General features: G+C 68.1%; 20 protein-coding genes and 1 tRNA gene. 5 read left to right on the forward strand and 16 right to left on the reverse strand.

Translation table 11 applies throughout. The features are described from left to right. Positions 1-60: 60 nt before the first annotated feature. The 3 genes from AC1ROD_RS09795 to AC1ROD_RS09805 form a co-directional block, all read right to left on the reverse strand. The gene (locus AC1ROD_RS09795; RefSeq protein ID WP_492948061.1) at positions 61-1,311 is read right to left on the reverse strand and encodes a glycosyltransferase; all 1,251 of its coding nucleotides are present in this window, start codon (positions 1,309-1,311) and stop codon (positions 61-63) included. A gap of 120 nt (positions 1,312-1,431) precedes the next feature. Then, positions 1,432-1,632, reverse strand: coding sequence for a type II toxin-antitoxin system antitoxin (locus AC1ROD_RS09800; protein ID WP_492948062.1), 201 nt, complete (start codon positions 1,630-1,632; stop codon positions 1,432-1,434). Beyond that, on the reverse strand, positions 1,632-2,546 hold the full coding sequence (locus AC1ROD_RS09805; RefSeq protein WP_492948063.1) for an SPFH domain-containing protein: 915 nt from the start codon (positions 2,544-2,546) through the stop codon (positions 1,632-1,634). Before AC1ROD_RS09805 ends, AC1ROD_RS09800 begins: the two co-directional genes overlap by 1 nt. Positions 2,547-2,751: 205 nt before the next feature. Between AC1ROD_RS09805 and AC1ROD_RS09810 the strand changes: the two genes are divergently transcribed. Together AC1ROD_RS09810 and AC1ROD_RS09815 are read left to right on the forward strand one after the other, a co-directional pair. After that, positions 2,752-5,934, forward strand: a complete 3,183-nt coding sequence (locus tag AC1ROD_RS09810) for an autotransporter domain-containing protein (RefSeq protein WP_492948064.1) — start codon at positions 2,752-2,754, stop codon at positions 5,932-5,934. Positions 5,935-6,059: 125 nt separating this feature from the next. After that, positions 6,060-6,980, forward strand: a complete 921-nt coding sequence (locus AC1ROD_RS09815) for a DUF1206 domain-containing protein (RefSeq protein WP_492948065.1) — start codon at positions 6,060-6,062, stop codon at positions 6,978-6,980. Between the two features lie 10 nt (positions 6,981-6,990). Here AC1ROD_RS09815 and AC1ROD_RS09820 read toward each other — a convergent pair. From AC1ROD_RS09820 to dusB, 11 genes are all read right to left on the reverse strand, one after another. After that, a tRNA-Val gene (locus tag AC1ROD_RS09820) sits at positions 6,991-7,067 on the reverse strand. A gap of 41 nt (positions 7,068-7,108) precedes the next feature. Next, a complete protein-coding gene (locus tag AC1ROD_RS09825; protein WP_492948066.1) occupies positions 7,109-7,384 on the reverse strand; it encodes an HU family DNA-binding protein in 276 nt (91 codons plus the stop codon). Between the two features lie 168 nt (positions 7,385-7,552). Beyond that, entirely contained in the window at positions 7,553-9,949 is a 2,397-nt protein-coding gene (gene lon / locus AC1ROD_RS09830; RefSeq protein WP_492948067.1) for an endopeptidase La, read from the reverse strand. A gap of 340 nt (positions 9,950-10,289) precedes the next feature. Then, a complete protein-coding gene (locus AC1ROD_RS09835) occupies positions 10,290-11,921 on the reverse strand; it encodes a Na+/H+ antiporter (RefSeq protein ID WP_492948068.1) in 1,632 nt (543 codons plus the stop codon). Positions 11,922-11,925: 4 nt separating this feature from the next. Beyond that, positions 11,926-13,239 (reverse strand): GTPase HflX, encoded by a 1,314-nt coding sequence (gene hflX, locus AC1ROD_RS09840; RefSeq protein ID WP_492948069.1) that lies wholly within the window; start codon positions 13,237-13,239, stop codon positions 11,926-11,928. A 144-nt stretch (positions 13,240-13,383) separates the two neighbouring features. Further along, positions 13,384-13,629, reverse strand: coding sequence for an RNA chaperone Hfq (hfq, locus tag AC1ROD_RS09845; protein WP_131249128.1), 246 nt, complete (start codon positions 13,627-13,629; stop codon positions 13,384-13,386). A 154-nt stretch (positions 13,630-13,783) separates the two neighbouring features. Further along, positions 13,784-14,575, reverse strand: coding sequence for a class I SAM-dependent methyltransferase (locus AC1ROD_RS09850; protein ID WP_492948070.1), 792 nt, complete (start codon positions 14,573-14,575; stop codon positions 13,784-13,786). A gap of 4 nt (positions 14,576-14,579) precedes the next feature. Then, positions 14,580-15,443 carry a D-amino-acid transaminase gene (locus AC1ROD_RS09855; protein WP_492948071.1) on the reverse strand — a complete coding sequence of 288 codons (864 nt, stop codon included), beginning with the start codon at positions 15,441-15,443 and terminating at the stop codon, positions 14,580-14,582. Then, positions 15,443-16,852 carry a nitrogen assimilation response regulator NtrX gene (ntrX, locus tag AC1ROD_RS09860; protein ID WP_492948072.1) on the reverse strand — a complete coding sequence of 470 codons (1,410 nt, stop codon included), beginning with the start codon at positions 16,850-16,852 and terminating at the stop codon, positions 15,443-15,445. Before ntrX ends, AC1ROD_RS09855 begins: the two co-directional genes overlap by 1 nt. 9 nt (positions 16,853-16,861) lie before the next feature. Beyond that, positions 16,862-19,144 carry a sensor histidine kinase NtrY-like gene (locus tag AC1ROD_RS09865; protein WP_492948073.1) on the reverse strand — a complete coding sequence of 761 codons (2,283 nt, stop codon included), beginning with the start codon at positions 19,142-19,144 and terminating at the stop codon, positions 16,862-16,864. Further along, complete coding sequence (gene dusB, locus AC1ROD_RS09870) at positions 19,141-20,193, reverse strand: tRNA dihydrouridine synthase DusB (protein ID WP_492948440.1); 1,053 nt, start codon at positions 20,191-20,193, stop codon at positions 19,141-19,143. The genes AC1ROD_RS09865 and dusB overlap by 4 nt, the downstream gene beginning before the upstream one ends. An 87-nt stretch (positions 20,194-20,280) precedes the next feature. Here dusB and AC1ROD_RS09875 point away from each other — a divergent pair, with 87 nt between their 5' ends. Beyond that, the gene (locus AC1ROD_RS09875) at positions 20,281-21,444 is read left to right on the forward strand and encodes a bifunctional 2-C-methyl-D-erythritol 4-phosphate cytidylyltransferase/2-C-methyl-D-erythritol 2,4-cyclodiphosphate synthase (protein ID WP_492948074.1); all 1,164 of its coding nucleotides are present in this window, start codon (positions 20,281-20,283) and stop codon (positions 21,442-21,444) included. A 1-nt stretch (position 21,445) separates the two neighbouring features. Here the strand turns inward: AC1ROD_RS09875 and AC1ROD_RS09880 are convergent, their stop codons facing one another. Continuing rightward, complete coding sequence (locus AC1ROD_RS09880; RefSeq protein WP_492948075.1) at positions 21,446-23,776, reverse strand: spermidine synthase; 2,331 nt, start codon at positions 23,774-23,776, stop codon at positions 21,446-21,448. 85 nt (positions 23,777-23,861) lie between these two features. Here AC1ROD_RS09880 and AC1ROD_RS09885 point away from each other — a divergent pair, with 85 nt between their 5' ends. Both AC1ROD_RS09885 and AC1ROD_RS09890 read left to right on the forward strand, forming a co-directional pair. After that, positions 23,862-24,353: a CinA family protein gene (locus AC1ROD_RS09885; protein ID WP_492948076.1), complete on the forward strand. Its 492-nt coding sequence runs from the start codon at positions 23,862-23,864 to the stop codon at positions 24,351-24,353. After that, positions 24,350-24,595 carry a sulfurtransferase TusA family protein gene (locus tag AC1ROD_RS09890; protein WP_492948077.1) on the forward strand — a complete coding sequence of 82 codons (246 nt, stop codon included), beginning with the start codon at positions 24,350-24,352 and terminating at the stop codon, positions 24,593-24,595. The genes AC1ROD_RS09885 and AC1ROD_RS09890 overlap by 4 nt, the downstream gene beginning before the upstream one ends. Here the strand turns inward: AC1ROD_RS09890 and AC1ROD_RS09895 are convergent. Beyond that, positions 24,561-25,514, reverse strand: a complete 954-nt coding sequence (locus AC1ROD_RS09895) for a YihY/virulence factor BrkB family protein (RefSeq protein ID WP_492948078.1) — start codon at positions 25,512-25,514, stop codon at positions 24,561-24,563. The genes AC1ROD_RS09890 and AC1ROD_RS09895 overlap by 35 nt on opposite strands. Positions 25,515-25,614: the final 100 nt, after the last annotated feature.

Raw genomic sequence — 25,614 nt, forward strand, 5'->3', positions numbered from 1 at the left:
GGTTGGCGAGATGGTTAACGCGAAAGGCGAACGGCTGTGTCAGCCAGGCCTCTCAAGGCCCTAGTGGACCGCCAGTTCCTCGGCCGGATGGACGAAGGCCGGCTGGCCGCTGACGTCGGCGTAAACCATGCACAGGTCCTCGAAGACGCGGTTCCAGGCGAAGCGTTCGACCGTATGGACGCGAGCCGCGGCGCCGATGGCCTCGATGTCGCGCGCGAACAGGGCCTCGATGGCGGCGGCGTATTCGGTCGGGTCGGCCGAGGCGGCCAGCTGGCCGACCTCATTGGTGACCGTCTCGGCGACGCCGCCGGCGTTGACGCCCACGACCGGCCGCCCGCAGGCCATGGCCTCCAAGACGATCAGGCCGAAGGGCTCCTTGTCGTTGGCGTGGACGAAGGCGTCGCAGCTGGCGATGATCCGCGCCACGGCCTTGGGGTCCTTCTCATACGGCAGGGCGATGACGCGGTCCTCGGCGGGCATCCCCTGCCCGGCCCCGACCAGCACCAGATGATAGGGATCGCCCAGCTTCTGAACCGCCTCGATCAGGACATCGATGTTCTTCTCGCGCGCCGGACGGCCGGCGAAGCACAGCAGCCGGGCGCTGGCGGGCAGACCCAGCTTCTTCAGAAGCCAGTCGCGGTCCCGGCGGTCGGGACGGAAGGTGTCGATCTCCACGCCCAAAGGCCGGATGACGATATTGCCGACCCCGGCCTCTTCCAGACGACGGGCGATGAAGCGGCTGGGCGAGACGACGCGGTCGAACTGGCCGAACAGCTTGGCCCAACGCTTCTCGACCGGCTTCTTGGCCCATTCGCCGAAATGCAGGGCGGCCAGACCGGCCGGATCGGAGTGGCAGAAGCCGACGACCGGGCAGCCGGCCCTCTGGCCCGCCTCAAGCGCGCCCTGACCGGGAGTGTAGGGATCGCCGGCCTCGATGATGGCGGGCTTCATGGAGGCGACCCAGGCGCCCCAGCGCTTGACCGAGGACGGCCAGCGATAGCCGTCGCCGAAGGGCAGCTTCGTCGCCCGAAGCTTGATGATGCCGTCGGCGCCCGCGTCGTGGCGCGCGCCGGGCACGACCAGGGAGTGGCTGACGCCCGGCCGGTTCTCGGCCAGCCAGACCTTCTTGGATTCCAGATAGCGCTTCACCCCGCCCGAACGCGGCGCATAGAGCATGGTGGTGTCGACCAGACGCGGCCGGGGATCCTCCGCCGAGGCCTTGAGGATGCGCAGGGTCTCGGCGACTTCCTCGTCCCAGCCCGGGATCAGCCGCAGGTCGGCTTCGGTGACGTCGAGATCGACCAGGCTCATTGAGGCTTTCTCCGCTCGCTTGGACCGGGCAACGCGCGGCGTGCGAGTTTGGATGCGGGCGGCTTTCTTACGCGGGACCATGAAACGCCCCTAGACCCGCTCAACGCCAAGCTCAAGAGGTCATGCGGGATCGTCAGGCCCCGGACCGTTCGCCGCATCGTTCCCGGTTATGGCCACGCCGCGGCGCAGCAGTGCCTCGCGCAGCAGCACCTCCACCTGGGCGTTGACCGAGCGCAATTCGGCGGCCGCCAGACGTTCGACGGCCGCCATCACGCCCGGAGAGGCGCGCATCAGGAAGGGCTTGCGGGGCTTGGCCGCCATCAGCCGTAGAGGGTGCCGGTATTGACCACGGGCTGGGCCTCACGGTCCGCGCACAGCACGACCAGCAGGTTGGAGACCATGGCCGCCTTGCGGTCCTCGTCCAGATCGATGACGCCGCGCGTGCTCAGATCGTCCAGCGCGGTCTCGACCATGCCGACGGCGCCGGTGACGATCAGACGGCGGGCCGCCAGGATGGCCTCGGCCTGCTGACGGCGCAGCATGGCGCCGGCGATCTCGGGAGCGTAGGCCAGGTGGGCCAGGCGGGCCTCGTCGACCACCACACCCGCAACGCCGCAGCGCTTGGCCAGTTCGTCGCGCAGCCGGGCGGCGACGTCCTCGGCGTCGGCGCGCAGGGTCAACTCCTGATCCACGCCCTCGACCTGTTCGCCGTGGTCGTAGGCGTAGTGGGACGCAATGTCGCGCAGGCCGGTGTCGACCTGGATGTTCACGAAGGCCTGATAGTCGTCGACGTCGAACAGGGCCTGGGCCGAATCCGACACCCGCCAGACCACGTTGGCAGCGATCTCGACCGGGTTGCCGCGCTTGTCATTCACCTTGAGCTTATCGCTGGTGATGTTTCGCGCCCGCAAGGAAATCTTCTTGCGGCTGTACCAGGGCAGGACCCAGCGCAGACCGGTGTGACGATCCGTGCCGCGGTAGTCGCCGAACAGCAGGATGGCCGTCGCCTCATTGGGTTGCAGCGAATAGAGGCCGCAGAGAGCCAGCAGGCCGATGACCGCCGCGAACAGACCCAGGGCGACCGAGGCGATCTCTTCTCCATGAGCCTGGGCCGCGTCCGCGCCGGCGAAACCCAGTAATGGCCCACCGACGATCAGGGCGAGGCCGAGCAGCAGCATCAGCACGCCGTTGGTCGTGCTGGCCGGCCTTTCGGACGAGGTGGAATGGGTGGTCATGTTCAGATCCCTCCGATATTCGTTATCGAAGCGATATCACTTTGATCGCGTCACTGACAAGCTGCATCGTTGCGAGATGCTTTCAAAGACGTCGTTCCGGCCTTGCAATCGCCTCAAATTCGAGAAACTTGAGGCAAGCTCGCGGACGCCCTGTTACAGGGTCGCGACAATCGTGCGCGTGTGTGTCCACAGGGGTTCCTACCGAATGCGTAAACTGCTCGCGACCGCTGCAGCGCTCGCTCCGCTGATGGTCGCCACCGGCGTTCAGGCGGAGGTCGTCGTTTCGACTATCCGTACGACCCCGATCCAGACCTCGAACGCCACCGGTACGGCGGCGGACAACATCCGATTCGCCTCGGGCGGCGGCACCAATATCGCGACCGGAGTCGCGGTCACCGTCGATTCGAACAACACCGTGACGGTCGACAGCGGCGCCAACGTCAATGTGGAGAACGCCGCGGATAACGCGGTCGCCATCCTGATCAACGGCGGCGTGACGACCGGACTGACCGTCAACGGACAGGTGATTGTCACCGACAGCCTGACGACCTACCCCGACGACGACAAGGACGGCGACATCGACGGCCCCTGGGCCGTGGGCACGAACCGCTACGGCATCCGCCTCGCCGGCGCCGGCGCGGTCACCGGGAACATCCAGATCAACTCTGGCGCCATCATGCAGGTCGAGGGCAACAACTCGTACGGCATCGCCGTCGATACGGGCCTGGTCGGGAACCTCAACAGCTTCGGCACGATCACCGTGCTCGGCAACAACTCCGTCGGCGTGAGCACGACGGCTGCGATCACCGGCAATGTCACCCTCGACGGCGGTATCGTCACGAACGGCGGCGGCTCGTCCGCGGCCTCGTTCAAGGGCGATATCTCGGGACGACTGACGCTGCAGGGGACGATGACCTCGAGCGGCTATCGCTACAACGCCCTGGGCAGCGACGCCTTCGTGAAGGGCCTTGAGCCCGAGGACCTTCTGCAGACGGGCTCCACCGTCATCGTGGCCAGCAACGTCGGCGGCGGCGTCGTCTTCGATTCCGCGCCTACCGAAACGGACGCGGCGAACACCGACGAGGACGCCGACGGTCGCCCCGACCTGAGCGAGGGAACCGCCAACATCACCGCCTACGGTACGGCGCCCGCCGTCACCATCGGCTCGGCGACCCGCTCGGTGAACCTCGGCGTGGCCGGCTCGACCGCCGACACGGCCTACGGCTTCATCAACCGCGGCTCCATCACCGGCAACGGCCTGTACGAGGGCGTCAACGCCAACGGCGTCCTGTTCGGCGTCGCGGGCGGCCAGACGGTCAATGTGGCTGGCGGGATCTTCAACTTCGGCACCATGGCCACCCTGGCCAACAAGGCCGACTCGACCGCCCTGCATCTGGCGGCCGGCGCCAGCACGCCCACCCTGCGCAACGACGGCTATATCACCGCCGCCGCTTCGACGAGCCTGGCCAACACCGTCAATGCGATCCGCATCGACGCTGGCGCCAGTCTGCCGTCGTTCACGAACAACGGTTCGATCCTGGCCACCGCAGGCGGCGGCACGGCGAACATCACCGCCCTGGTCGATCTCAGCGGCACCCTGACCTCGATCGTGAACACCGGTTCGTTCCAGGCCAACCTGGTCGCCAACGCTAACGGCGACGCGGTGACGGGCTCCGCAGTCGGCATGGATCTGCGCGCCAACACGACGGGCGTGACCATCACCCAGACCGGGATCCTGAGCCCGACCGACAGCACCCAGCCTGACACCGACAACGACGGCGTCGATGACATCGATGAGCCGGTCATGATCGGCAGCGTTCTGCTGGGATCGGGCGCCGACACCATCAATATCCAGAACGGGGCCTGGGTCGGCGACATCGCCTTCGGCGCCGGCGCGGACAATCTGAACATCACCGGCGGCGCGATCGTCAGCGGCGCCCTGTCGGACACCGACGGCCTGCTCAACGTCAATGTCGCCAACGGCACCCTCGAAGCCCGCCAGACCGGCCAGCTGAACGTCACCGGCCTGAACGTCGGCGCCAACGGCACCCTGCTGGTGGCGCTGGACCCGGCCTCCGGGACGTCGGCGGGCGGCTTCAAGGTCAACGGCACGGCGAACATCGCGGACGGCGCCAACCTGGGCATCCGCTTCACCTCGCTGCTGACGAGCCCGACCCGGTTCACTCTCATCGACGCCACCACGCTGAACTACGGCGCGGTCAATCCGGCCGGGGTGCAGGACAACTCCCCCTATCTGTTCGTCGTCAGCGCCGGCGCCGATGTCGCCGCGGGCGACGTCTACATCGACGCCCGCCGCCGGACCGCTTCCGAGATCGGCATGATCGGGGTCGAGTCCCAGGCCTTTGACGCGGTCTACAGCGGCCTGGCCTCCAACTCCGCCCTGCAGAACGCCTTCCTGTCGGAAACGACCCGGGACGGGCTGATGAACCTGTATGAGCAGACCCTGCCCGACCACTCGGGCGGTCCCCTGCTCTCCCTGGCCAGCGGCGTTGACGCCGTGACCCGCGCCCTGACCGGCCGCAACGCCTCCGCCGGCGTCGGCGAGACCAGCGCATGGGTCCAGGAGATCAATTTCTACGCCGACAAGGACAAGACCGACACCTACGGCTTCCGCTCGGAAGGCTTTGGCGTCGCGGGCGGCGTCGAGACCGGCACCAGCCTTGGCGCCGTGGGCGTGTCCCTGGCCTTCACCTCGTCCGACATCGAGGACCCCGAGGCCGAGGCCCAAGAGATCCTGTCGGCCAGCCTGGTCGAACTGGGCCTCTACTGGCGCGCCCAGGGCCAGAACTGGACGACCTGGGCTCGTGCGGCGGCCGGCTACGCCACCTTCAGCGCCGACCGTTCGCTGGTCGGCGACGGCCTGTATCTGAACAACAAGTCGGACTGGAACGGCTTCACCCTGGCTCTGGCCGGCGGCGCCTCGTACGAGAAGACCTACGGCCGCCTGAACGTCCGTCCGGAAGTCTACGCCGAGTATTTCGGCCTGCATGAAGGCGCCCGCACCGAATCGGGCGGCGGAGACGGCTTCGACCTCGATATCGACGAGCGCGACGGCCACATCCTGACCGGCGTCGCGGCGGTCAACATCGGCTACGGCTTCGGCTCGAACGGCTGGATCCGCCCTGAGGTCCGCCTCGGCTGGCGCCAGAACCTTTCGGTCGATCCGGGCGCCACGACGGCCCGCTTCGTCTCGGGCGGCTCGTCCTTCACCCTGGACCCGACCAACATCGAAGGCGGCGGTCCGATCGCCGGCTTCCGTCTCTCGGTCGGCAACGAACTGGGCATGCTGACGGTCAACGCCGACGCCGAGATGCTGGAAGACTACGTCCGCTACACCCTGCTGCTGCGGGCCAGCTTCCGGTTCTGATCCATCGGATCAGCCTGAATACGAAAAGGCCGCCGGAGCGTTCCGGCGGCCTTTTTGTTTGCCCGGCGGCGCCGGGACGGGCCGATGCGGAGCCTTTGCATTGGCCGGGGGTTGAACAGTCTCGCTTGAAGACGGACCTGCCCTTGCCCTCATTGCTCAAGACGATCCGGCGCCATGCCGCCCGCCTCGGTGATCTGGGTCGAAGACGCTCGTCGCTGCTGCGACGAATCCCGCCCCTCCCCGTTCTGATCGAGACGGCGGCTCGCGTCGGCTACGGCGCCCGGGGTTTCGTCTATGCCTCCGTCGGAGCCCTGACGCTGATGGCGGCGCTCGACATCGGCGGCCGGTCGGTCGGGACGAAGGGGGCGGCGGTCTGGCTGGCACAGCAGCCGTTCGGACGACTGTGGCTCGTTCTGCTCGGCCTGGGTCTTTGGGCGTTCGTCGGCTGGCGGATCCTGCAAGCCGTGTTCGACGCCGACCGAGAAGGCTCCGAACTCCGCGCCATCCTCCTGCGCGGCGGGCAAGCCGTGAGCGGTCTGTTTTATGGTCTGCTGGCCTCGGCTGTCTTCGAGCTGCTGGATGAGGTCGGGCCCTCAATGGCCGTCGAGGACATCGCCGAAAACCAGCGCAAGGCGGAAATCCTTCTGGCCTTGCCGTTCGGTGACGCCTTGCTGATCGGCGTGGGGCTTGTGGTCACGGCCGTCGGGGCCGGAAACATCATCAAAGGCCTCAGCGCCGACTTCGGCGATAGTCTGGCCTGTTCGGAGCGGCTCTGTCGCCGGCTCTCGCTCATCGCACGGACCGGCTATGTCGCGCGTGGCCTGGCCTATCTGCCGCTGGCGGTGCTGGTCATTCTGGCCGGCTGGCATGCACGATCCAGCGATGTCGGCAGCTTCGGGTCGTCACTGGACGCCCTTGAGCGCCAGCCGGGCGGCTCGTGGATGTTGGGGCTCACGGCGCTCGGCCTGATGGCGTTCGGGATGTTCGCCTTCGTCGAGGCCCGATTCCGGAAAATCCGGGCACCCCGGGACCTCAATCCGCTCTGACAGGAAGCGATGGTAGGCGGCGACGGGTTCGAACCGCCGACCCTCTCGGTGTAAACGAGATGCTCTGACCAGCTGAGCTAGCCGCCCTCACCGCGACGCGATCGAACGGAGCTTTTGCCCGTCCCGGCCTAACCGTTCAAGACGCTTTTCAGACCTTCGCCCAGACGGAAGCGGGCGGTGCGCGAGGCGGGGCGGCTGATGGTGGCCCCGGTCTGGGGATTGCGGGCGACGCCGGCCTTGCGGTCCACGACCACGAAGGCGCCGAAGCCGACGATGCGCACGTCGTCGCCCTTCTTCAGGGCCTCGGTGACGGTGTCAGTGAAGGCGTCGAGCGCCAGTCGCGCCTGGTCCCGCGTGATATCGGCGCCCGCGGCCATGGCGGCGATCAGTTCGGCCTTGGTCATTCCGGTCAGCATCCCCCTGTTTGATGCGTTTCCGCATCGCCCCCGAACCCCTCCGGGAATCAGTAAGGACAGGTTTTCGGCTCGCGTCAAAAGAGAAACGCGGCCCGGGAGGTCCCGGACCGCGCTTTTCGTACCTAACGCCGGATCAACCTTGCGGTTAAGAACCGGTCAGTGGCTGACGACCGCCGAACCGTCCGCGGCGGGCGGCGGGGTGGGGTTCAGCGGCTCGGCCGCCTCGTCCCACTCGACCGGGGTCAGGCTGCCGACCAGGGCCCATTTGAGCGCCTCGTCCGCCGTGGAGATCGGCACGATCTCCAGCGCCGACTTCACATTGTCCGGCACGTCGGCCAGGTCCTTCTCGTTTTCCTGCGGGATCAGCACCGTCTTGATGCCAGAGCGCAGGGCCGCGAGCAGCTTCTCCTTCAGGCCGCCGATGGCGGTGACCCGTCCGCGCAGGGTGATCTCGCCGGTCATGGCGATATCCTTGCGGATCGGGATCCCGGTCAGGACCGAGACCATGGCCACCGTCATGGCCACGCCGGCCGAGGGACCGTCCTTGGGCGTCGCGCCATCGGGCACGTGCACGTGGATGTCGGTCTTCTCGAACACCGGCGGCTTGACGCCGATGTTCAGGGCGCGGGCCCGGACGTAGGAGGCGGCGGCGGAAACGGACTCCTTCATCACCTCCTTCAGGTTGCCGGTCACGGTCATGCGGCCGCGGCCCGGCATCTTGATCGCCTCGATGGTCAGGATGTCGCCGCCGAACTCGGTCCAGGCCAGACCGGTGACGATGCCGACCTGATCCTCCTCGTCCGTCTCGCCGTAGCGATACTTCTGGACGCCCGCGTACTCGGCCAGCTTGGCCGCATCGACGGTGATGGAGTCCACGCCGGTCTTGGCCATCTCGCGCACGGCCTTGCGAGCCAGGCCGCCGAAGGCCCGTTCCAGCGACCGCACCCCGGCTTCGCGGGTGTAGTAGCGGATCAGGTCGCGGATGGTCTCGTCCGGCACCACGAACTCCGCCGGCTTCAGACCGTTGTCGGTCGTGACCTTGGGCAGGACGTGACGCTTGGCGATCTCGACCTTCTCGTCCTCGGTGTAGCCGCTGACCCGGATGATCTCCATCCGGTCCATCAACGGTTGAGGCATGTTCAGGCTGTTGGCCGTGGTGACGAACATGACGTTGGACAGGTCGTAGTCGACTTCCAGATAGTGGTCGCCGAACGCATTGTTCTGGGCCGGGTCCAGCACCTCCAGCAGGGCCGAGGACGGGTCCCCGCGCCAGTCGGCGCCCAGTTTGTCGATCTCGTCCAGCAGGATGAAGGCGTTGGTCGTCTTCACCTTCTTCATCGACTGGATGATCTTGCCCGGCATCGAGCCGATGTAGGTCCGGCGGTGACCGCGGATCTCGGCCTCGTCACGCACGCCGCCCAGCGACATACGGATGTACTCACGGCCGGTCGCCTTGGCGATCGACTTGGCGAGCGAGGTCTTGCCGACGCCGGGAGGGCCGACGAGGCACAGGATCGGACCCTTCAGCGAGTTGGTGCGGGCCTGGACGGCCAGATACTCGATGATGCGTTCCTTGACCTTCTCCAGGCCGTAGTGATCCTCCTCGAGGATGTCCTCGGCCTTGTTGAGGTCGATCGGCTTCTGCTTGGTCTTGCCCCACGGGATCGACAGCAGCCAGTCCAGGTAGTTCCGGACCACGGTCGACTCGGCCGACATCGGGCTCATGTTGCGCAGCTTCTTGACCTCGGCCTCGGCCTTGGCGCGGGCTTCCTTGGACAGCTTGGTCTTCCGGATGCGCTTCTCCAGCTCCATGATCTCGTCGCGGGCGTCGTCGGTCTCCCCCAGCTCGCGCTGGATCGCCTTCATCTGCTCGTTCAGATAATATTCGCGCTGGGTCTTCTCCATCTGGCGCTTCACGCGCGAGCGGATCTTCTTCTCGACCTGCAGGACGGAGATTTCGCCCTCCATCAGGCCATAGACCTTCTCCAGACGCGCCGGGACCGCGATGGTCTCCAGCAGAGCCTGTTTGTCGGCGATCTTGACCGACAGATGGGCGGCGACGCTGTCGGCCAGCTTGGACGGTTCGGTGATCTGGGGAATGGAGCTGAGGGCCTCGGGCGGGACCTTCTTGTTCAGCTTCACATAGTTCTCGAACTGCTCGACCACGGCGCGCAGCAGGGCCTCGGACTGGGCCGGTTCGCCGGCTTCGTCCTCGATCGTCTCGGCCTCGGCCTCGAAATACTCCTCGCGGTCGGTGAATTTGGTCAGGCGGGCGCGGCCCTTGCCTTCGACCAGGACCTTCACGGTGCCGTCGGGCAGTTTCAGCAGTTGCAGCACGGTGGCGACGACGCCGACCGGATAGATGGCCTCGGGCGTCGGATCGTCGTCGACGGAGTTCTTCTGGGTGGCGAGCAGGATCTGCTTCTCACCCTTCATGATCTCGTCAAGGGCGCGCACGGATTTCTCGCGACCCACGAACAGGGGCACGACCATGTGCGGGAAAACCACGATGTCCCTCAGAGGCAACACGGGCAGGGTTTTGGTCTCGGTCATTCTACTTACTCCCGGGCCATTGGAGATCTCCGGCCCGTCGCTCCGAAAAGCCCCGCGACATGCAGCGACCCCACGAAACGACCCGTCGATTCCGACGGCGCTCGAGAGAGTATGTGGTCTCACGGCCTCAGGGTTCAAGCGTGACCGGCGAACGGTCCACGGAAGCGTGATCCGCCAGTGACGCTGGACGGTTCAGGCGCGTTTTCCGCCGGGTGCGGAAGAATCGGGCGCGTTCGTTTCGCGCAACGCATTTTGGCCCCGACGGCCTCTGTGGCGTGCGAACCTCACTTTAGGTCGGGTTTTGGACTTAACGGGCGCGATCGGGCCGCGCGCAAGCCGTTCAGAGGAAGCGCAGTTCCTGCAGGTCGACCTCCCGGATCAGCTTCTTGCCGGTGTCGGAATCGATCTGGCGGGCGCGGATCAGGCGGCCGAGCTCGTCGCGTTCGGCCCTGAGCCCCGTGAGGCGCAGCTGCCGCTCGATCTCGTCCAGACGGCGCGAGACATCGACGTCGTCCTCATCGGTGCGGGTGCGGGTCTCGATGCGCTGGCGGTAGAGGGCCATGAGCCGGGCGGCGATATCCGTATAGATATCCGGATCCGGCTTGCCCTCGGACAGGGCGTGGGCCTTGTCCTCGACGGCCTGAAGCGCGGCCTCGGCGGCGGCGACGCGGGACCGGTCCTCCTCCTGCTGGTGCGAAGGCTCGGGCGGCAGCTGGATGTTCTTCATCAGCCCGGGCAGGACAAGGGTCGCCAGCACCAGGGAGACGATGATCACCCCGGCGGCGAGGAAGATGGCGAGGTTGCGCGACGGCATCTCGGACCCGTCCGCCAAAACGAACGGCAGGGTCAGGATGCCGGCCAGGGTGATGGCGCCGCGCACGCCCGCCATCGACATGACCATGGTCAGGCGCAAGCCGACCTTCGGCGGCGGGCCGTCCTCCCGGCGACGCAGCAGGGTCATCTTCAGCGAGGTCCACACCCAGATGAAGCGCAGGGCCGCGAGGGCCGCGACGATGGCGAAGACATAGACCGCCAGCCACCACACCTCGGGACGGCTGGTGCCGGCCACCACCTCGGCGGCGCGCGCCAGGATCGAGGGCATCTGTTCGCCCAGGATGACGAAGATCACCCCGTTGGCGGCGAACTGGACGGTGTCCCAGACCACGGCGCGGCGGATGCGGGTCGTGGCCAGTTGCTGGGTCTGACCGCGCTCGGTGAAGCTCATGGTCACGCCCGCGGCGACGGCCGCCAGAATGCCCGAGGCGTGGACCTCTTCAGCCACCAGATAGGCGGCGAAGGGGATCAGCAGGCTGACGAGGATCTGGGCCCCGACGTCCTCGCCCCACTTCTTCGAGATGAAGTTCTTGGCGGTGGCGATGGCCAGGGTGACGACGATGCCCACGACCACGCCCGCCAGCGCCAGCCAGGCGAAGGTCCCGACCGCATGGCCGATGGAGAAGGCGCCGGTCGTCGCCGCCAACACCGCGATCCGCATACAGGTCAGGCCCGTGGCGTCGTTCAGCATCGCCTCGCCCTCGAGAATATGCATCAGCCGCTTGGGGATGGGCACGCGGGCGGCGATGGCCTGAACCGCGATCGGGTCAGTCGGCGACAGGATGGCGGCGAGCGCGAAAGCCACCGGCAGGGGCATCTCCGGGATCATCCACCAGATCAGGAAGCCCAGCCCGACGACGGTGAACAGCACCAACCCCAGCGCCAGCTCCAGGATCACCGCCCGGTCGCGGAACAGGGCCTCCTTGGGGATCCGCCAGCCGTCGAGGAACAGCAGCGGCGGCAGGAACAGCAGGAAGAAGATGTCCGGCTTCAGGTCGATGGTATGGCCGGTGATCAGGACCACGCCGGCCCCCAGTGCGATCTGCACCAGAGGCAGGGCGATGCGGGTCATCCGCGCCACCGCTCCTGAGACCACGACGGCCAGGAGCAGCAGCAGGACGGTCTCGATCACCGCCATACGGTCAGGCCCCCATGTCGGGATAGAGGCGCTCGAACCGGCCCAGCGCCTGGGGCGCGAGGCGGACGACGACGTGGGTGCGGCCCTCGTCGTCGGTGTCGCGGAAGGTCACCCGTCCGTGCTGATACAGCCAGGCCAGGGCCTCGCCCTGCTCGGGCTCCAGCGTCAGCCGGGTCTCCGGATCGTCGTCGATCAGGGTGGTGATGACCTGACGCAGGGGATCGATCCCCTCCCCGGTCCAGGCCGAGACGGCGACCGCCTTGCCCTCGGCGGCGAGGCGCTCGGCCTGACCGACGATAGCCTCGCGAGCCTCCTCGTCCAGCAGGTCGATCTTGTTCCAGACCTCGAGCACCCGGCGGGTCTTGCCCTCCGGAATCTCGATCTGCTTCAGCACCTGTTCGACGTCCCTCGCCTGCGCCGCGCTGTCGGGCGAGGCGATGTCGCGGACGTGCAGGATCAGATCGGCCTCCCCGACCTCCTCCAGAGTGGCGCGGAAGCTCTCGACCAATTCGTGCGGCAGGTCGGAGATGAAGCCGACGGTGTCCGCGACGATGGCCGGCCGGCCTTGCGGCAGGCGAATGGTGCGCTGGGTGGTGTCGAGAGTGGCGAACAGCAGGTCCTTGGCCAGGACCTCGGAACCCGTCAGCCGGTTGAACAGGGTCGACTTGCCGGCGTTGGTGTAGCCCACCAGGGCGATGGTCGGGAACGGCGCCTTCTGCCGCTGCTTGCGGTGCAGGCCGCGCGTACGCCGCACCTCCTCCAGCTCGCCCTTCAGACGGACGATGCGGTCGGCGATCAGGCGGCGGTCGAGCTCGATCTGGGTTTCGCCGGGGCCGCCGGTCGAGCCGGTGCCGCCGCGTTGCCGCTCAAGGTGGGTCCAGGTGCGGACGAGGCGCGAACGCTCATAGTCGAGCCGGGCCAGTTCGACCTGCAGCCGACCTTCCTTGGTGCGGGCGCGACGCCCGAAGATCTCGAGGATCAGGCCGGTGCGGTCGATGACCTTGCACTCCCACGCCTTCTCCAGATTGCGTTGCTGGACGGGGGTCAGCTGGTCGTCGACGACCACGGCCTCGGCCTCGGCCGCACGGACCAGGGCCGCCAGCTCCTCGACCTTGCCGGCGCCGAACAGGGTGGCGGGGGTCGTCTTGCGGATACGCACGATCTCCTCGGCGCGCACGTCGAGGTCCAGCGCGCGGGCCAGGCCCGCCGCCTCTTCCAGCCGTTCCTCCGCCAGTCGGGAGCTTTCGCTACGCCCGTCCGGATGGATGACGATCGCGCGGATCAGGGGAACGGAATGGTCGATCAGTTTTGAAGTCAAAGGGTCTCTGTCTTTTGGGTTCTGCGACGGCGGCACAGGCGCACGCCGTCATCCCCGAAACGGGGTCCGGTGACGCAATGTAGTGCGCGTCCCCCCGTTTCGGAAGGACAGGTTTCGTATGCGACCGCAGGCGAACCGGGCCGATCAGTCCTCGTCGGCGTCGGGCTCGTAGAGCTGAACCGGGGCCGAGGGCATGATGGTCGAGATCGCGTGCTTGTAGACCAGCTGCGACTGGCCGTCGCGGCGCAGCAGCACGCAGAAGTTGTCGAACCAGGTCACGATGCCCTGCAGCTTGACGCCGTTGACGAGGAAGATCGTCAGCGGGGTCTTGGTCTTGCGGACCGAGTTGAGGAAGGTGTCCTGAAGGTTCTGACGCTTGTCTTGCGACATGGCAGGTTGTTCCTGTTCTTGCTTGTTGCGCCCGCCGGGGAGAACGGGGACCGGATCGAAGCGCCCGGCACCGTCACCTTAGACGCCACGCTCGTGCCGCCGCAACCGGCGCCGTGCCTGATCACCCACATAAAATTCCCCGAGGGGCCAAGGGTCAGCCGGACTTGCGGCCCCGGATAATCACTCCGTGGAAGCCCCCATGATCACTATGCTCAAGATCCAGGGCGTCCATCCCTCCGGCGAAAAGAATGGCGGCGATAATCGACAGATCATAGTCGAACATGACCATCTCCCCTCGCGCCAACCGGTCGAGGGCCCTGGCGCCGGAGGCCTCGCCGACGCCGGAATCGCCGATCGTGATCCGCCCTCCAGCCACCCGCGCAAAACGTTCGTCGCGATAGATGACAAACTGAAGGGTGATGCAGCCGCCAGGCGCCAGGCGCTGGATCAACGCCCTCAGCAGCTCATAGCCGCGCTCGGGCGGGATATGCTGGAAGACGATCAATGACATCAGCCAGTCGAACGACCGATCCGGAAAATCCTTCCTGAAGGTTGCGGTCGGCGGAGCCTGCCGCCGGGCCTCGGCCAGCATGGACTCGGAGATATCGATCCCGACGGCATCGCCGGTCACCTCGCCCAGGGCGCGGGTCAGTCGGCCGACCCCGCAACCAAAATCAAGGGCTGAGGCGGGATCGAAGTCGGGAAACCGCTGCCGAAGAAGCGCCAGCTGCCCATTGACCGTCTCGCGACCGCTTTCGAAGAACTCGCTGCGCGTGGCCTCGGTCAGATTTTCCGTCTTGTATCGCGGATCGGTCAGCACGCCGAAATACGGGTTCAGTCGACCGATCTCTTCCCAATCGCCGTCGGTGTCGCGCGCCTTGGGCGCGTCGACGCGCACGCCGAAGACCAGATCCGCCAGTCGCTCCAGTACTGCCCGCCTCGCCATTTCCTCAGACCGCGTCGCGCCGGGCCGCTTCAATATACCGCGCCCTGAGTCTGGTCGCGACCGGGCCCGGCTTGCCGTCGCCGATCCTCGCCCCGTCGATGGAGATGGCGGGCGTCACGAAGCCGCTGGCCGAGGTGTAGAAGGCCTCCTTCGCGGCCTTGGCCTCGTCCACGCTGAACGGACGCTCGTCCAGCTCGAAGCCTTCGGAGGCCAGGATGTCGAGCACCGCGGCGCGGGTGACCCCGCGCAGGATGTTGGCCTGGGTGTCGCGCGTCCTCAGCTTGCCGGCCTGGTCCACGATCCAGGCGTTGGTCGAGGAGCCCTCGGTCACCAGCCCCATTTCATCGACAAACCACGCCTCGGCGGCGCCGCGCTCCTTGGCGGCCTGCTTGGCGAGAGCATTGGGCAGCAGACCCACGGTCTTGATGTCGCACCGCCCCCAGCGGATGTCCGGCTGGGTGATGACCGCCACGCCCTTCGCGGCCTGGGCCTCGGAGCGGGGGTAGTTCAGGTTCTTCGCGGTGACGATGACGCTGGGCGGCGTGCCCTCGGCGGGAAAGGCGTGGTCACGCCGGGCCGTGCCGCGCGTGACCTGCAGATAGACCAGCCCGTCGCGCACCCGGTTCCTCCGGATGGTCTCGCGCAGGACCCGGGTCAGGGCTTCCTTCGTCATCGGGGCGGGAATGCGCAGCTCCGAAAGGCTGCGGCCCAGCCGGGTCATATGACCCTCGTAGTCGGCCAACAGCCCGTCGAACACAGCCCAGACCTCATAGACGCCATCGGCGAACTGGAAGCCGCGATCCTCGATATGGACCGTGGCCTGTCCGTGCGGCTGGTACTGGCCGTTGACGTAGGCGACGCGTGACATCAGTCCAGACTTCCTTCGTCGTCATCCCCGCCGCGCGACGGCGAAACGCCCAGCGACTTGAGCTTCCTGTGCAGGGCCGAGCGCTCCATGCCGATGAAGGCTGCGGTGCGCGAGATATTGCCGCCGAAGCGCATGATCTGGGCGGCCAGGTATTCGCGCTCGAACACCTCCCGAGCCTCACGCAGAGGCAGGGCGATGGTGCGTTCGGCTCCCATGGAGGCGCCGGAGTTGGACGAGGCCACCTCCTGCGGCAGCATCTCGGCGCTGATCGGGTCGTTGAGGTCGCCGGTCGCCAGGATCAGCAGCCGCTCGACGTTGTTCCTCAGCTGGCGGACGTTGCCCGGCCAGGGATGGACCTGCAGCACGGCGACGGCGTCGTCGCCCATACGCCGGCGCGGCAGCCCCTGGGAGCTCGACAGGCTGTCGATGAAATAGTCGACCAGTTCGGAGATGTCCTCACGGCGTTCCGACAGCGGCGGGACGCGGATCGGCACCACGTTCAGGCGGTGGAACAGGTCCTCCCGGAAGCGCCCCTCGGTAATCTCGACCTTCAGGTCGCGCGAAGTCGAGGTGACGACGCGCACATCGACCTGGACGTCCTGCTCGCCGCCGACCCGGCGGAAGCGCTGGTCGACCAGGACGCGCAGGATGCGGCTCTGGCTCTCGCGCGGCATGTCGCCGACGTCGTCGAGATACAGGGTGCCGTTATGGGCGCGCTCGAACACCCCGATCTTGCGCGGGCGGCCGTCTGCGCCCTCCTCACCGAACAGTTCGACGTCGAGGCGTTCGGGGGTCATACCGGCGGCGGAGATCGCGACGAACTCGCCACGGCCGCGCGGACTGGCCTCGTGGATCTGGCGCGCGACCAGCTCCTTGCCGGAACCGGGAGGACCCGAGATGAGCACGCGGCTGTTGGCCGGAGCCACCTTGGTGATGGTCGAGCGCAGGGCCTGGGCCGCCGCCGATCGGCCGATCAGGCCCGTGGGCACCGAGGCCTGGGCCCGCAGGCGGCGGTTCTCGCGCTTGAGGGTCGCGGCCTCCAGCGCCCGCTCGATGACCACCACAAGCCGGTCCGACTTGAACGGCTTTTCGATGAAGTCATAGGCGCCGCGCTTCAGGGCGCTGACGGCGGTTTCGATATTGCCGTGGCCGGAGATCATGACGACCGGCAGATCGGCGTCCAGCTCCTTGACCATGTCGAGCAGCTCCAGCCCGTCCATGCCGCCGCCCTGCATCCAGATGTCGAGCACCAGCAGGGTGGGCTTGCGCGCCCGGATGCCCGCCAGGGCCTCCTCGGCGTTGGAGGCCACGCGCACGGCGTGGCCCTCGTCCTCGAGCAGGCCCGAGACCAGTTCGCGAATGTCCGCCTCGTCATCGACGATCAGGATGTCAGCGCCAGTAGAACGCATATCGCCTCACTATTCGGCCGCGACCACACCGGACGCGCGGGCGTCTTCGGCAGCCTTGGGGTGGGGGTTCAGGGGGAAGATCAGACAGACCCGCGCGCCATGCAGGGTCTCCGCGTCGGCCAGCTTGAGCTCGCCGCCATGGTCCTCGCAGATGCGTTTGACGATGGCGAGGCCCAGGCCGGTGCCCTTCTCGCGGGTGGTGACATAGGGCTCGGTCAGACGGTCGCGGTCGCGGGCGGGCAGGCCCTTGCCGTCGTCCTCGATGACGAAGGTCGCGATACCGTTTTCGACCGAGAGCTTCGCGATGATGGCCGGCGCGGTCTCATCCACCTCGGACGCGCCGAGCCGCCGGGCGGCTACGGCCTCGCCGGCGTTCTTGAGGATGTTGGCCAGGGCCTGACCGACCATGCGGCCGTCGGCCTGGAACTTCACATTGGGCAGGGGCTCGACCAGTTCGACGGCGATGTCGGGCGCGGCGACCCGCTGGGCGAAGACGGCTTCGCGCAGGAGCTCGGCCGGGTTCTCCGCCGTGAAGCGCGGCGTCGGCATCCGGGCGAAGGACGAGAACTCGTCGACCATCCGGCCGATATCGCCGACCTGGCGAATGATCGTGTCGGTGCAGCGGTCGAAGACCTCGACGTCGTCGCCGATGCGCGCGCGATACTTGCGCCGCAGCCGCTCGGCCGACAGCTGGATCGGGGTCAGGGGGTTCTTGATCTCGTGGGCGATGCGGCGGGCCACGTCGCGCCAGGCGGCATTCCGCTGCGCCGTGACCAGACGGGTGATGTCGTCGAAGGTCAGGACCATCTCCCCGCCCTGCCCGCCCTCGATGCGGACGCGCAGCCGCCGGGTCTCGCCCTCGCGCGCGACGTCGATGTCTTCCTCGATATGGGCCTCGACCCGGCCGACCAGCTCCGACAGTTCGGGCGCCACCTGGGCCAGGGGCTTGCCGTGGACTTCGGACTCGTCGATCGACAGCAGTTGCAGGGCGCTGTCGTTGATGGCCGAGACCCGGCCGCGCCGGTCCAGACCGATGACGCCCGCGCTGACGCCGGACAGGACGGTCTCGATGAACAGGGTGCGCGACTGGGCGTCTTCGCTGGCCGTCTTCAGCGCCGCCTGCTGGTGCTCCAGGTCGCCGGTCATGCGGTTGAAGGCCTCGGACAGGTCGGCGATCTCGCCGGGGGCGCCCTGGTTGTCGACGCGGGCGCTCAGGTCGCCGCCCGCCACCTGGTCCGCCGCCTTGATCAGCCGGCCGATGGGGCCGGAGATAGCGCTGGCCGCCGACATGCCCAGCCACACGGCGCCCACCAGCACCAGCAGCGCCGTCTCGAGATAGCTGAGGGCGAAGGCCGACTGGATGCGGGCGCGGCTTTCCTCGGCCTCGCGATAGCCCTGGATCGACTGGGTCGCCGACCGCATCTGGGCCACCAGACCCGGGGCCAGCGGCCGCACGACATAGAGATAGGCGTCGCCATAGCCCGGCAGCGGATACAGGGCCCGCACGGTGTCGGGGTTCTCGGTGACCGAGACCGGGGCGTCCTGACCCTCGGCCGCGATCTCCAGCGCCGAGCGCGGCGGGGCGACATAGGGCGGCGCGCCCGGCAACTCGCCGCGGGCCAGAACCTCGCCGTCGCCGTTCAGGATATAGACGGCCGGATAGCCGAAGAAATCCGCGACCTGGGTCAGGGCGCCAGTGAACTGGATGCGGTTGTCGAACAGCTGACGCACGCCGCCCAGCTCGTTGGACATGGCCCCCAGGTCGCGCGTCATGTCGCCCCCGACGTCCGCGATATAGGCCCTGCCGATCAGGGACCCGTTATCGACGGCGTCCTGAACGTTCTTGCTGAACCACTGATCGACGCCCCGGTTGACCAGGACGCCGAACACCAGGGCGATCAGGATGGCCGGCACGACCGCCACCAGCGAGAACAGGGCGACGAAGCGCAGGTGCAGTCGGGCGCCCGGATCGCTGCGCCGGGCGCGGGCCAGCCGCATCACCTGGGTCCCGATGATGACCGCCAGGCCCCCGATCAGGATCAGGTTGGCCAGAAGGATGAAGAGGACCGCCTGACCGGCCACCGCACGGGCGCCGCCGTCGACGCCGGCCCCGGGCGCGACCGCCACCAGCCAGATCGCCGCCGCCGCCACGATGACCGCGATGCCGTAGGCCGCGCCGAACAGGGCGCGCGCGCGTCCGGCCGCGAACCGCGCCCACAGGCTGGGCTCGGTCTCGGTCGCCGTCAGGGCTTCATTATCGGCGCCCGGCAGGGAGGCGGGTGTGTCCGTCATGCCGCATCAGCTTCAACCAGCTGTGGCGAAAACTCAACAGGAGAGTTGCCGAAATGAGCCATTGGTAACCAAAGGTTTTTCAGCTCCCGGATCACGCTTTCGGGATCGTCCAGCCGGCACAGTCGCGACTTGGCCGCGCGGCGCTCCGCCGGGTCGGCGGGCCAGGGCGCCTGTTCGACGTACCAGCCCAGATGTTTGCGGAACATCTTCAGCCCCACCGGTCCGTCGTAAAAGGCGACGGAGGCCTTCAGATGCTCGGCGACGATGGCCAGCCGCTCCTCCGGTCCGGGCTCCTCCAGCTCGGTTCCGTCGGCCAGTGCGCGATCCAGATGGGCCGCCAGCCAGGGTCGGCCATAGACGCCGCGTCCCAGCATCAGGGCGTCGGCGCCGGAGCGCTCCAGCGCCTCGCGGGCCTGTCCGGCGGTGATGATGTCGCCGTTGACGATGACGGGGATGCCGACGGTCGCCTTGACCTCCCCCACCGCGTCCCAGTCGGCGATCCCGGTGTAGAACTGCTGGCGCGTGCGGCCGTGGACGGTGACGGCGGCGACGCCCAGCGCCTCGGCGCGTCTGGCCAGCCAGGCGGCGTTCCTGCTGTCGTCGTCCCAGCCGAGACGCATCTTGACCGTCACCGGGCGGCTGACGGCCCCGACGGCGGCGGCGATCAGGCGCGAGGCCAGATCGGGGGTGCGCATCAGGGCCGAGCCCGAGGCCGCGCCCGTGACCTCCTTGGCCGGGCAGCCGAAATTCAGGTCGATGATGTCGGCGCCCGCGGCCTCGGCCATGCGCGCGCCCTCAGCCATCGCGCCGGGATCGCGGCCGACCAGCTGGATCACCGTCAGGGGCAGGCCGCCGCCGACCGCCGCGCGCCGCACCACATCAGGCCGCCCGCGCGCCAGTTCGGCCGAGGCCACCATCTCGGTCGCCACATAGGCCGCGCCCAACTTCGAGGCGAGCAGACGGAACGGCAGGTCGGTGACCCCCGTCATCGGAGCCATCAGCACCCGGCCGGCGATCTCCACGTCGCCGATCTTGAGGCCATGCCCCAAAGTGTTGCGCGAACTGTCCGTCATCGGCCCTTTCCGCCGTCTTCAGCCCCTCTCGTCAAGCCGAACCGGGGCGATTAGAAGGCCGCCATGACATTCGCCGCCATCGTCGTCGCCGCCGGAACCGGCTCCAGAGCCGCCAACGCCGCCGGAGTGGCCAAGCAATGGCGGTCGCTGGGCGGCAAGCCCGTGCTGCGCTGGTCCGTCGAGGCCCTGCTGGCGGCAGGCGCCGAAGACGTCGCCGTCGTGGTCTCGCAAGACGGGCATGAGACGGCCGAGGCGGCGCTGTCGGGCCTGACCGGCTGGCGCTCCGTCACCGGCGGCGCGACCCGGGCCGAGTCGGTGCGTGCGGGCTTGGCCAGCCTGACCGGCCCCGCCGACCAGATCGTCCTGATCCATGACGCGGCCCGCCCCCTGCTGGGCGCGCCCGTGATCCAGCGTCTGCTGAGGGCCCTTGAAACAGCCGACGGCGCCCTGCCCGCCCTGCCCGTCGCCGATACGCTCAAGAAGACCTCGGGCGAGGCCATCACCGGCACGGTCGACCGTAACCACCTGTGGCGCGCCCAGACCCCCCAGGCCTTCCGCCGCGACCGCCTTGAAGCCGCCTGGGCCAACTGGTCCTCCGCCGAGAGCCCCACCGACGACTGCGCCGTGGTCGAGGCCGACGGCGGCAAGGTCGTGGTCGTCGAGGGCGACGCCCGACTGATGAAACTGACCTTCCCCGAGGATTTCGCCATGGCCGAGGCCCTGATCGCCGCCAGCACCCGGATGCAGACCCGCGTCGGCTCCGGCTTCGACGCCCACCGCTGGGGTCCTGGCGGCTCGGTCTGGCTGTGCGGCGTGGAGATCCCCCACGACCAGACCCTGATCGGCCATTCCGACGCCGACGCCGGCCTGCACGCCCTGACCGACGCCATCCTCGGCGCGCTTGGCGACGGCGACATCGGCGACCACTTCCCGCCCACCGACCCGAAGTGGAAGGGCGCGTCCTCGGACCGCTTCCTCGAATATGCGGCTGAGAAGGTCACGGCGCGCGGCGGTCGCATGGTCCATGTCGACGTCACCCTGATCTGCGAGCGGCCCAAGGTGAAGCCGCACCGTCAGGCCATGCGCGAGCGTGTCGCCGCCATTCTGTCCCTGCCCCTCGACGCCGTCAGCGTGAAGGCCACCACGACCGAGGCCATGGGCTTCACCGGCCGCGGCGAAGGCCTGGCCGCCCAGGCCGTCGCGACGATCGAGCTGCCCGCCCCCTGACCTATTCCTGGGCCCACTGGGCCTTCAGGTGCCGCCACAGCGAGCCGAACAGGTTCACATAGTCGTCGGTCCAGGGCCGGACCTTCGGGTCGGGCAGACGCTCCCACCGGCGATCGGCCTGGAACTCGGCCAGCCCTTCCTCGGTCGGCGACAGGATCAGCACCTCGGTCGAGGCCTCGGCCAGGTCCGGCGCGTTGGCGTTCTCCATATACAGCTGGTGCAGGTGCGGCGCCTTCAGCGCCCGCGCCGCCGCCTCGGCCGGGCCGGTGATGTCGAGGTTGCGGTTCGACAGATGCAGGATGACCACGCCGGTCGGCTTGAGCAGCTTCAGATAGCCGGCGATGGCTTCTTCCGTCAGCAGATGGGTCGGCACCGAGTCCGATGAGAAGGCGTCGATCAGCAGCAGGTCGTAGGTCCCCGCCGGCTGCTTGACCAGCGACAGACGCGCGTCGCCCAGCACCGTGTCGATCGCCCCGCCCGGCCCGTTCTGCTTCGCGCAGCCGTTGATGAAGGTGAACCATTTCGGATCGCGCGACAGCCTGTCGACCATCGGGTCGATCTCGAAGAAGGTCAGCCGGTCCTCGGCGCGCTTGTAGCCCGCCATGGCGCCGGAGCCCTGCCCGACCACCCCCATGCGGACGCCCCAGGCGCGGTTCTGCACCACCTGGGTGACCTGGCCGATCGGGCCTGCGGGCGAATAATAGAGCGTCGGCGTACAGGCGAAGGCCGGGTCGCGCGCCTGTCCCCCGTGCAGGGTCGTCCCGTGCATCAGCACATGGACCTTGCCGCCCATCCGGTCGTCGCTTCGGTCGGCGACCCGCATGACGCCGAAGAAGCTGCGCTCCGTCAGGGCCCAGTCATAGCCCCTGCCGATGGACAGGGTGACGATGGCGATCAGGGCGCTGATGATCACATAGGCCGGCATCCGGTCGCGGATCAGGAAGGCGGCGATCATGGCGAACAGCAGGATCAGCTGGGTCGTCTGCTCGAACGAGGCGCTGACGTTGCGGCTCCAGGCCCAGGCGAAGTCCCAGCGCGCGTCGAACACGCCCTTGAGCACGATGGGCGCCAGGCAGATCAGGATCGCCGCGACGAACGCATAGACCTCCCACTTGCGGATCGGCGTCTTGCTGTTCGGCCGAGCCAGACCGACCAGGACCAGCACGAGCGGATATTCCAGCACCGTCCTGAAGATCACCGGCGCCAGCAGGGCCGTGAAGGCGCCCCCGACCACTCCGCCCAGCGACATCAGCAGATAGAACTCGGTCAGCCTGTCGGGCGCCGGTCGCCGGGCCGCCAGCCGTTGGTGACACATCAGGGCCAGAAAGAAGAAGGCCGTCAGGTGCAGGCCGAACATCATCGCCCAGTTGCCCGACCGCGAGGCGGTCATGGAGATGCAGACGATCCCCACCGCCGCCGCGATCATCAGGGTGATCTGCAACGGAATGACCGGCTTGTTCTGGAAGGCGATGACGAAGGTCAGCAGATAGAGCGCCAGCGGGATCACCCACAGGAAGGGCGCCGAGGCGACGTCGGTCGACAGATGGGCGGTCACCCCCAGCATCAGGCTGGACGGTCCGGCGGCCAGCAGCACCAGCACCGCCTTCTCGCGCCAGGCGATGGGCGGGCTGACCGGCAGGGCCTCGGACACGCTTTCCTGCAGGTCCACACGCCGGCGCCAGACGACCCAGGCCAAGGCCACGACCATCAGCATGAAGCTCGCATAGCCGCCGCTCCAGCTCGCCCTCTGGCCGGACAACGACATCAGCGGCTCGATCACGACCGGATAGGCCAGCAGGGCGAGGAAGCTGCCGAGGTTGGAGGCGGCGTAGAGAACATAGGGGTTCTGGCCGTCCGCATGCCCGACGCGGACCCGGGCGTACCAGGCCTGCAGCAGGGGCGCGGTCGCCGACAGGACTGCGAACGGCGCCCCGACCGACAGGGTCAGGGTGGCCAGCAGCCAGCCGATCGGCGCTGCCGGGTTCGGCTCGCCCAACAGGCCGCTGATCTTCAACGGCAGGAACATCCCGGCCAGCAGCAACAGGGCCAGATGGATGGCCAGCTGCGTCCGCACCGCCTTCAGCCGCTGCAGGGCGTGGGCATAGGCGTATCCGGCCAGAAGCGCGGTCTGGAAGAAGACCATCGAGGTGTTCCACACCGACGGCGAACCGCCCAGCATCGGCAGGACCAGCTTGGTCACCATCGGCTGGACCACGAAGACCAGGGCCGCCGAGGTGAAGATGGCCACGGCGAACAGGATCGGTATCACCGGATCGCGTGAAGCCCCGCGGGGCGGCTGGGCGGCGAGGCTGTCGATGTCGGCGTCGGTCATAGGCGCTCCGTCACGGTCCGGCCGGTCGACAGACAGGCGGTCTGTGGTCACCCTAGGCCGACTCGTTTGTGCCGCGGATAGGACAATGTTTCCTGAAGACGTCGAAAGCCTCGCCCGGGCGGTAATCGCCGCCGCGCTCGAGAACGAGGTGATGATTGCCACGGCCGAGAGCTGCACCGGCGGCCTGGTGGCGGGCGCCCTGACGGCGGTGGCCGGATCGTCGGCGGTCGTCGACCGCGGCTTCGTCACCTATTCGAATGAGGCCAAGGCCCAGATGCTGGGCGTGCCGATGGCGCTGATAGACGACCACGGCGCCGTGTCGGAGCCGGTCGCCCGCGCCATGGCGGTGGGGGCGGTGGCCCAGTCGCGCGCCGCCCTGGCCGTGTCGATCACAGGCATCGCCGGCCCCGGCGGCGGTTCGGCGGAAAAGCCGGTCGGCCTGGTGCATTTCGCCGCGGCCTGCGCCGACGGGGTGGTGCATGCAGAGCACCGCTTCGGCGACCTGGGGCGCGAGACGGTCCGACTGGAAAGCGTCAGGGTCGCCCTGGCCATGCTGCTGTCGCGGCTCCGGGCGTGATCATCGACGCGCGCGGCCACCGCTGCCCCGTCCCGTCGCTGCGGCTGAGGAAGGCGTTGGAGGGGGTCGCGCCGGGAACCCGTGCGACCTTGCTGGCCACCGATCCCATGGCGCGGATCGACGTGCCCTTCCTGATGAGCGAGCTGGGCGGTCGGGTGGTCGAGACGACGGAGGCCGACGGCGTCCTGACGCTTGTCGTCCAGACGTCTAGCGACGGGACTGGCGCCGTTCCGACAGGCTGACGACGCGGGCGCTGTCGCCGCCCTCGGGCTGGGCGTCCGGCTTGCCGCGCGTGCGCCAGGCGATCTCCATCTCGGTGGCGAAGGCGCCGCCGTAGAAGATGGCGTTGATGTTCCACGACAGCCAGATCAGCAGCACCACCACAGCGCCGACCGAGCCGTAGGTCGCGCCCAGCGAGGCCACCTGCTCGACATAGATGGCGCAGAGCCAGGACGAGATCATCGACATCACCGTCGCCACCACCCCGCCAGTGATCGACGGCGCCCAGGCGACCTTGGACCGGTGCGACATGGCGTAGCGGTAGAGCAGCGACAGACCAAGCGCGAGGCCGAGAGCGGGCCAGACACCGTCCAGCGGCAGGGAATGCCCCCGAACCTGCTCCGAAGTGTGCTCCATCAGCCGCGAGGTCACGACCGCGCCCGACACCACGGTGAACAGGACGAAGGCGAACAGGGCCACGAAGAAGGCCAGCAGATTGAATTTGAAGAAGCCGTGCGGCTCGGTCTCGTCATGAATCAGGTTAAGACCCGCCAGCAAGGCCTTGAATCCACGGTGCGCGGCATAGGCGCCGATGAACAGGGCGAAGGCGCTCTGGGCCGAGACGGTGCGCGCCCCGACGCTGGCCAGACGCTCGACCTCCTGCTGGAAGATGGCGCGGGCGGCGTGCGGCAGCATGTCGGCCAGCGCGACGGCCTGTTCGCTGACCTGGCTGATCGACAGCACGGCCTTGTAGAAGCCGATCAGGATGGCGATCGCCGGAAACACCGCCAGCAGGGCGAAGAAGGACACCCCGCCCGTGTAGAGCATCACGTCGCGGCCCCAGCTGCGCGTGAAGGCCCGAACCGCCAGCTTTCCCCAGAAGGCCGGAGACAACCTGCCCTGATGACCTTCGGTCGCGACGTCTGTCGTCTGTCCGCTCAAGCCGGCCCCACAGCACTACCAAGCGGGCGACTCTTAGCGGAAAATGCGCGGGAGGGAAGCGTACGAAAGTCTGACAAAGTTTTCCCCCGGCAGCCCTGCA

This window comes from Brevundimonas sp. GW821-FHT12E07 (assembly GCF_058807035.1).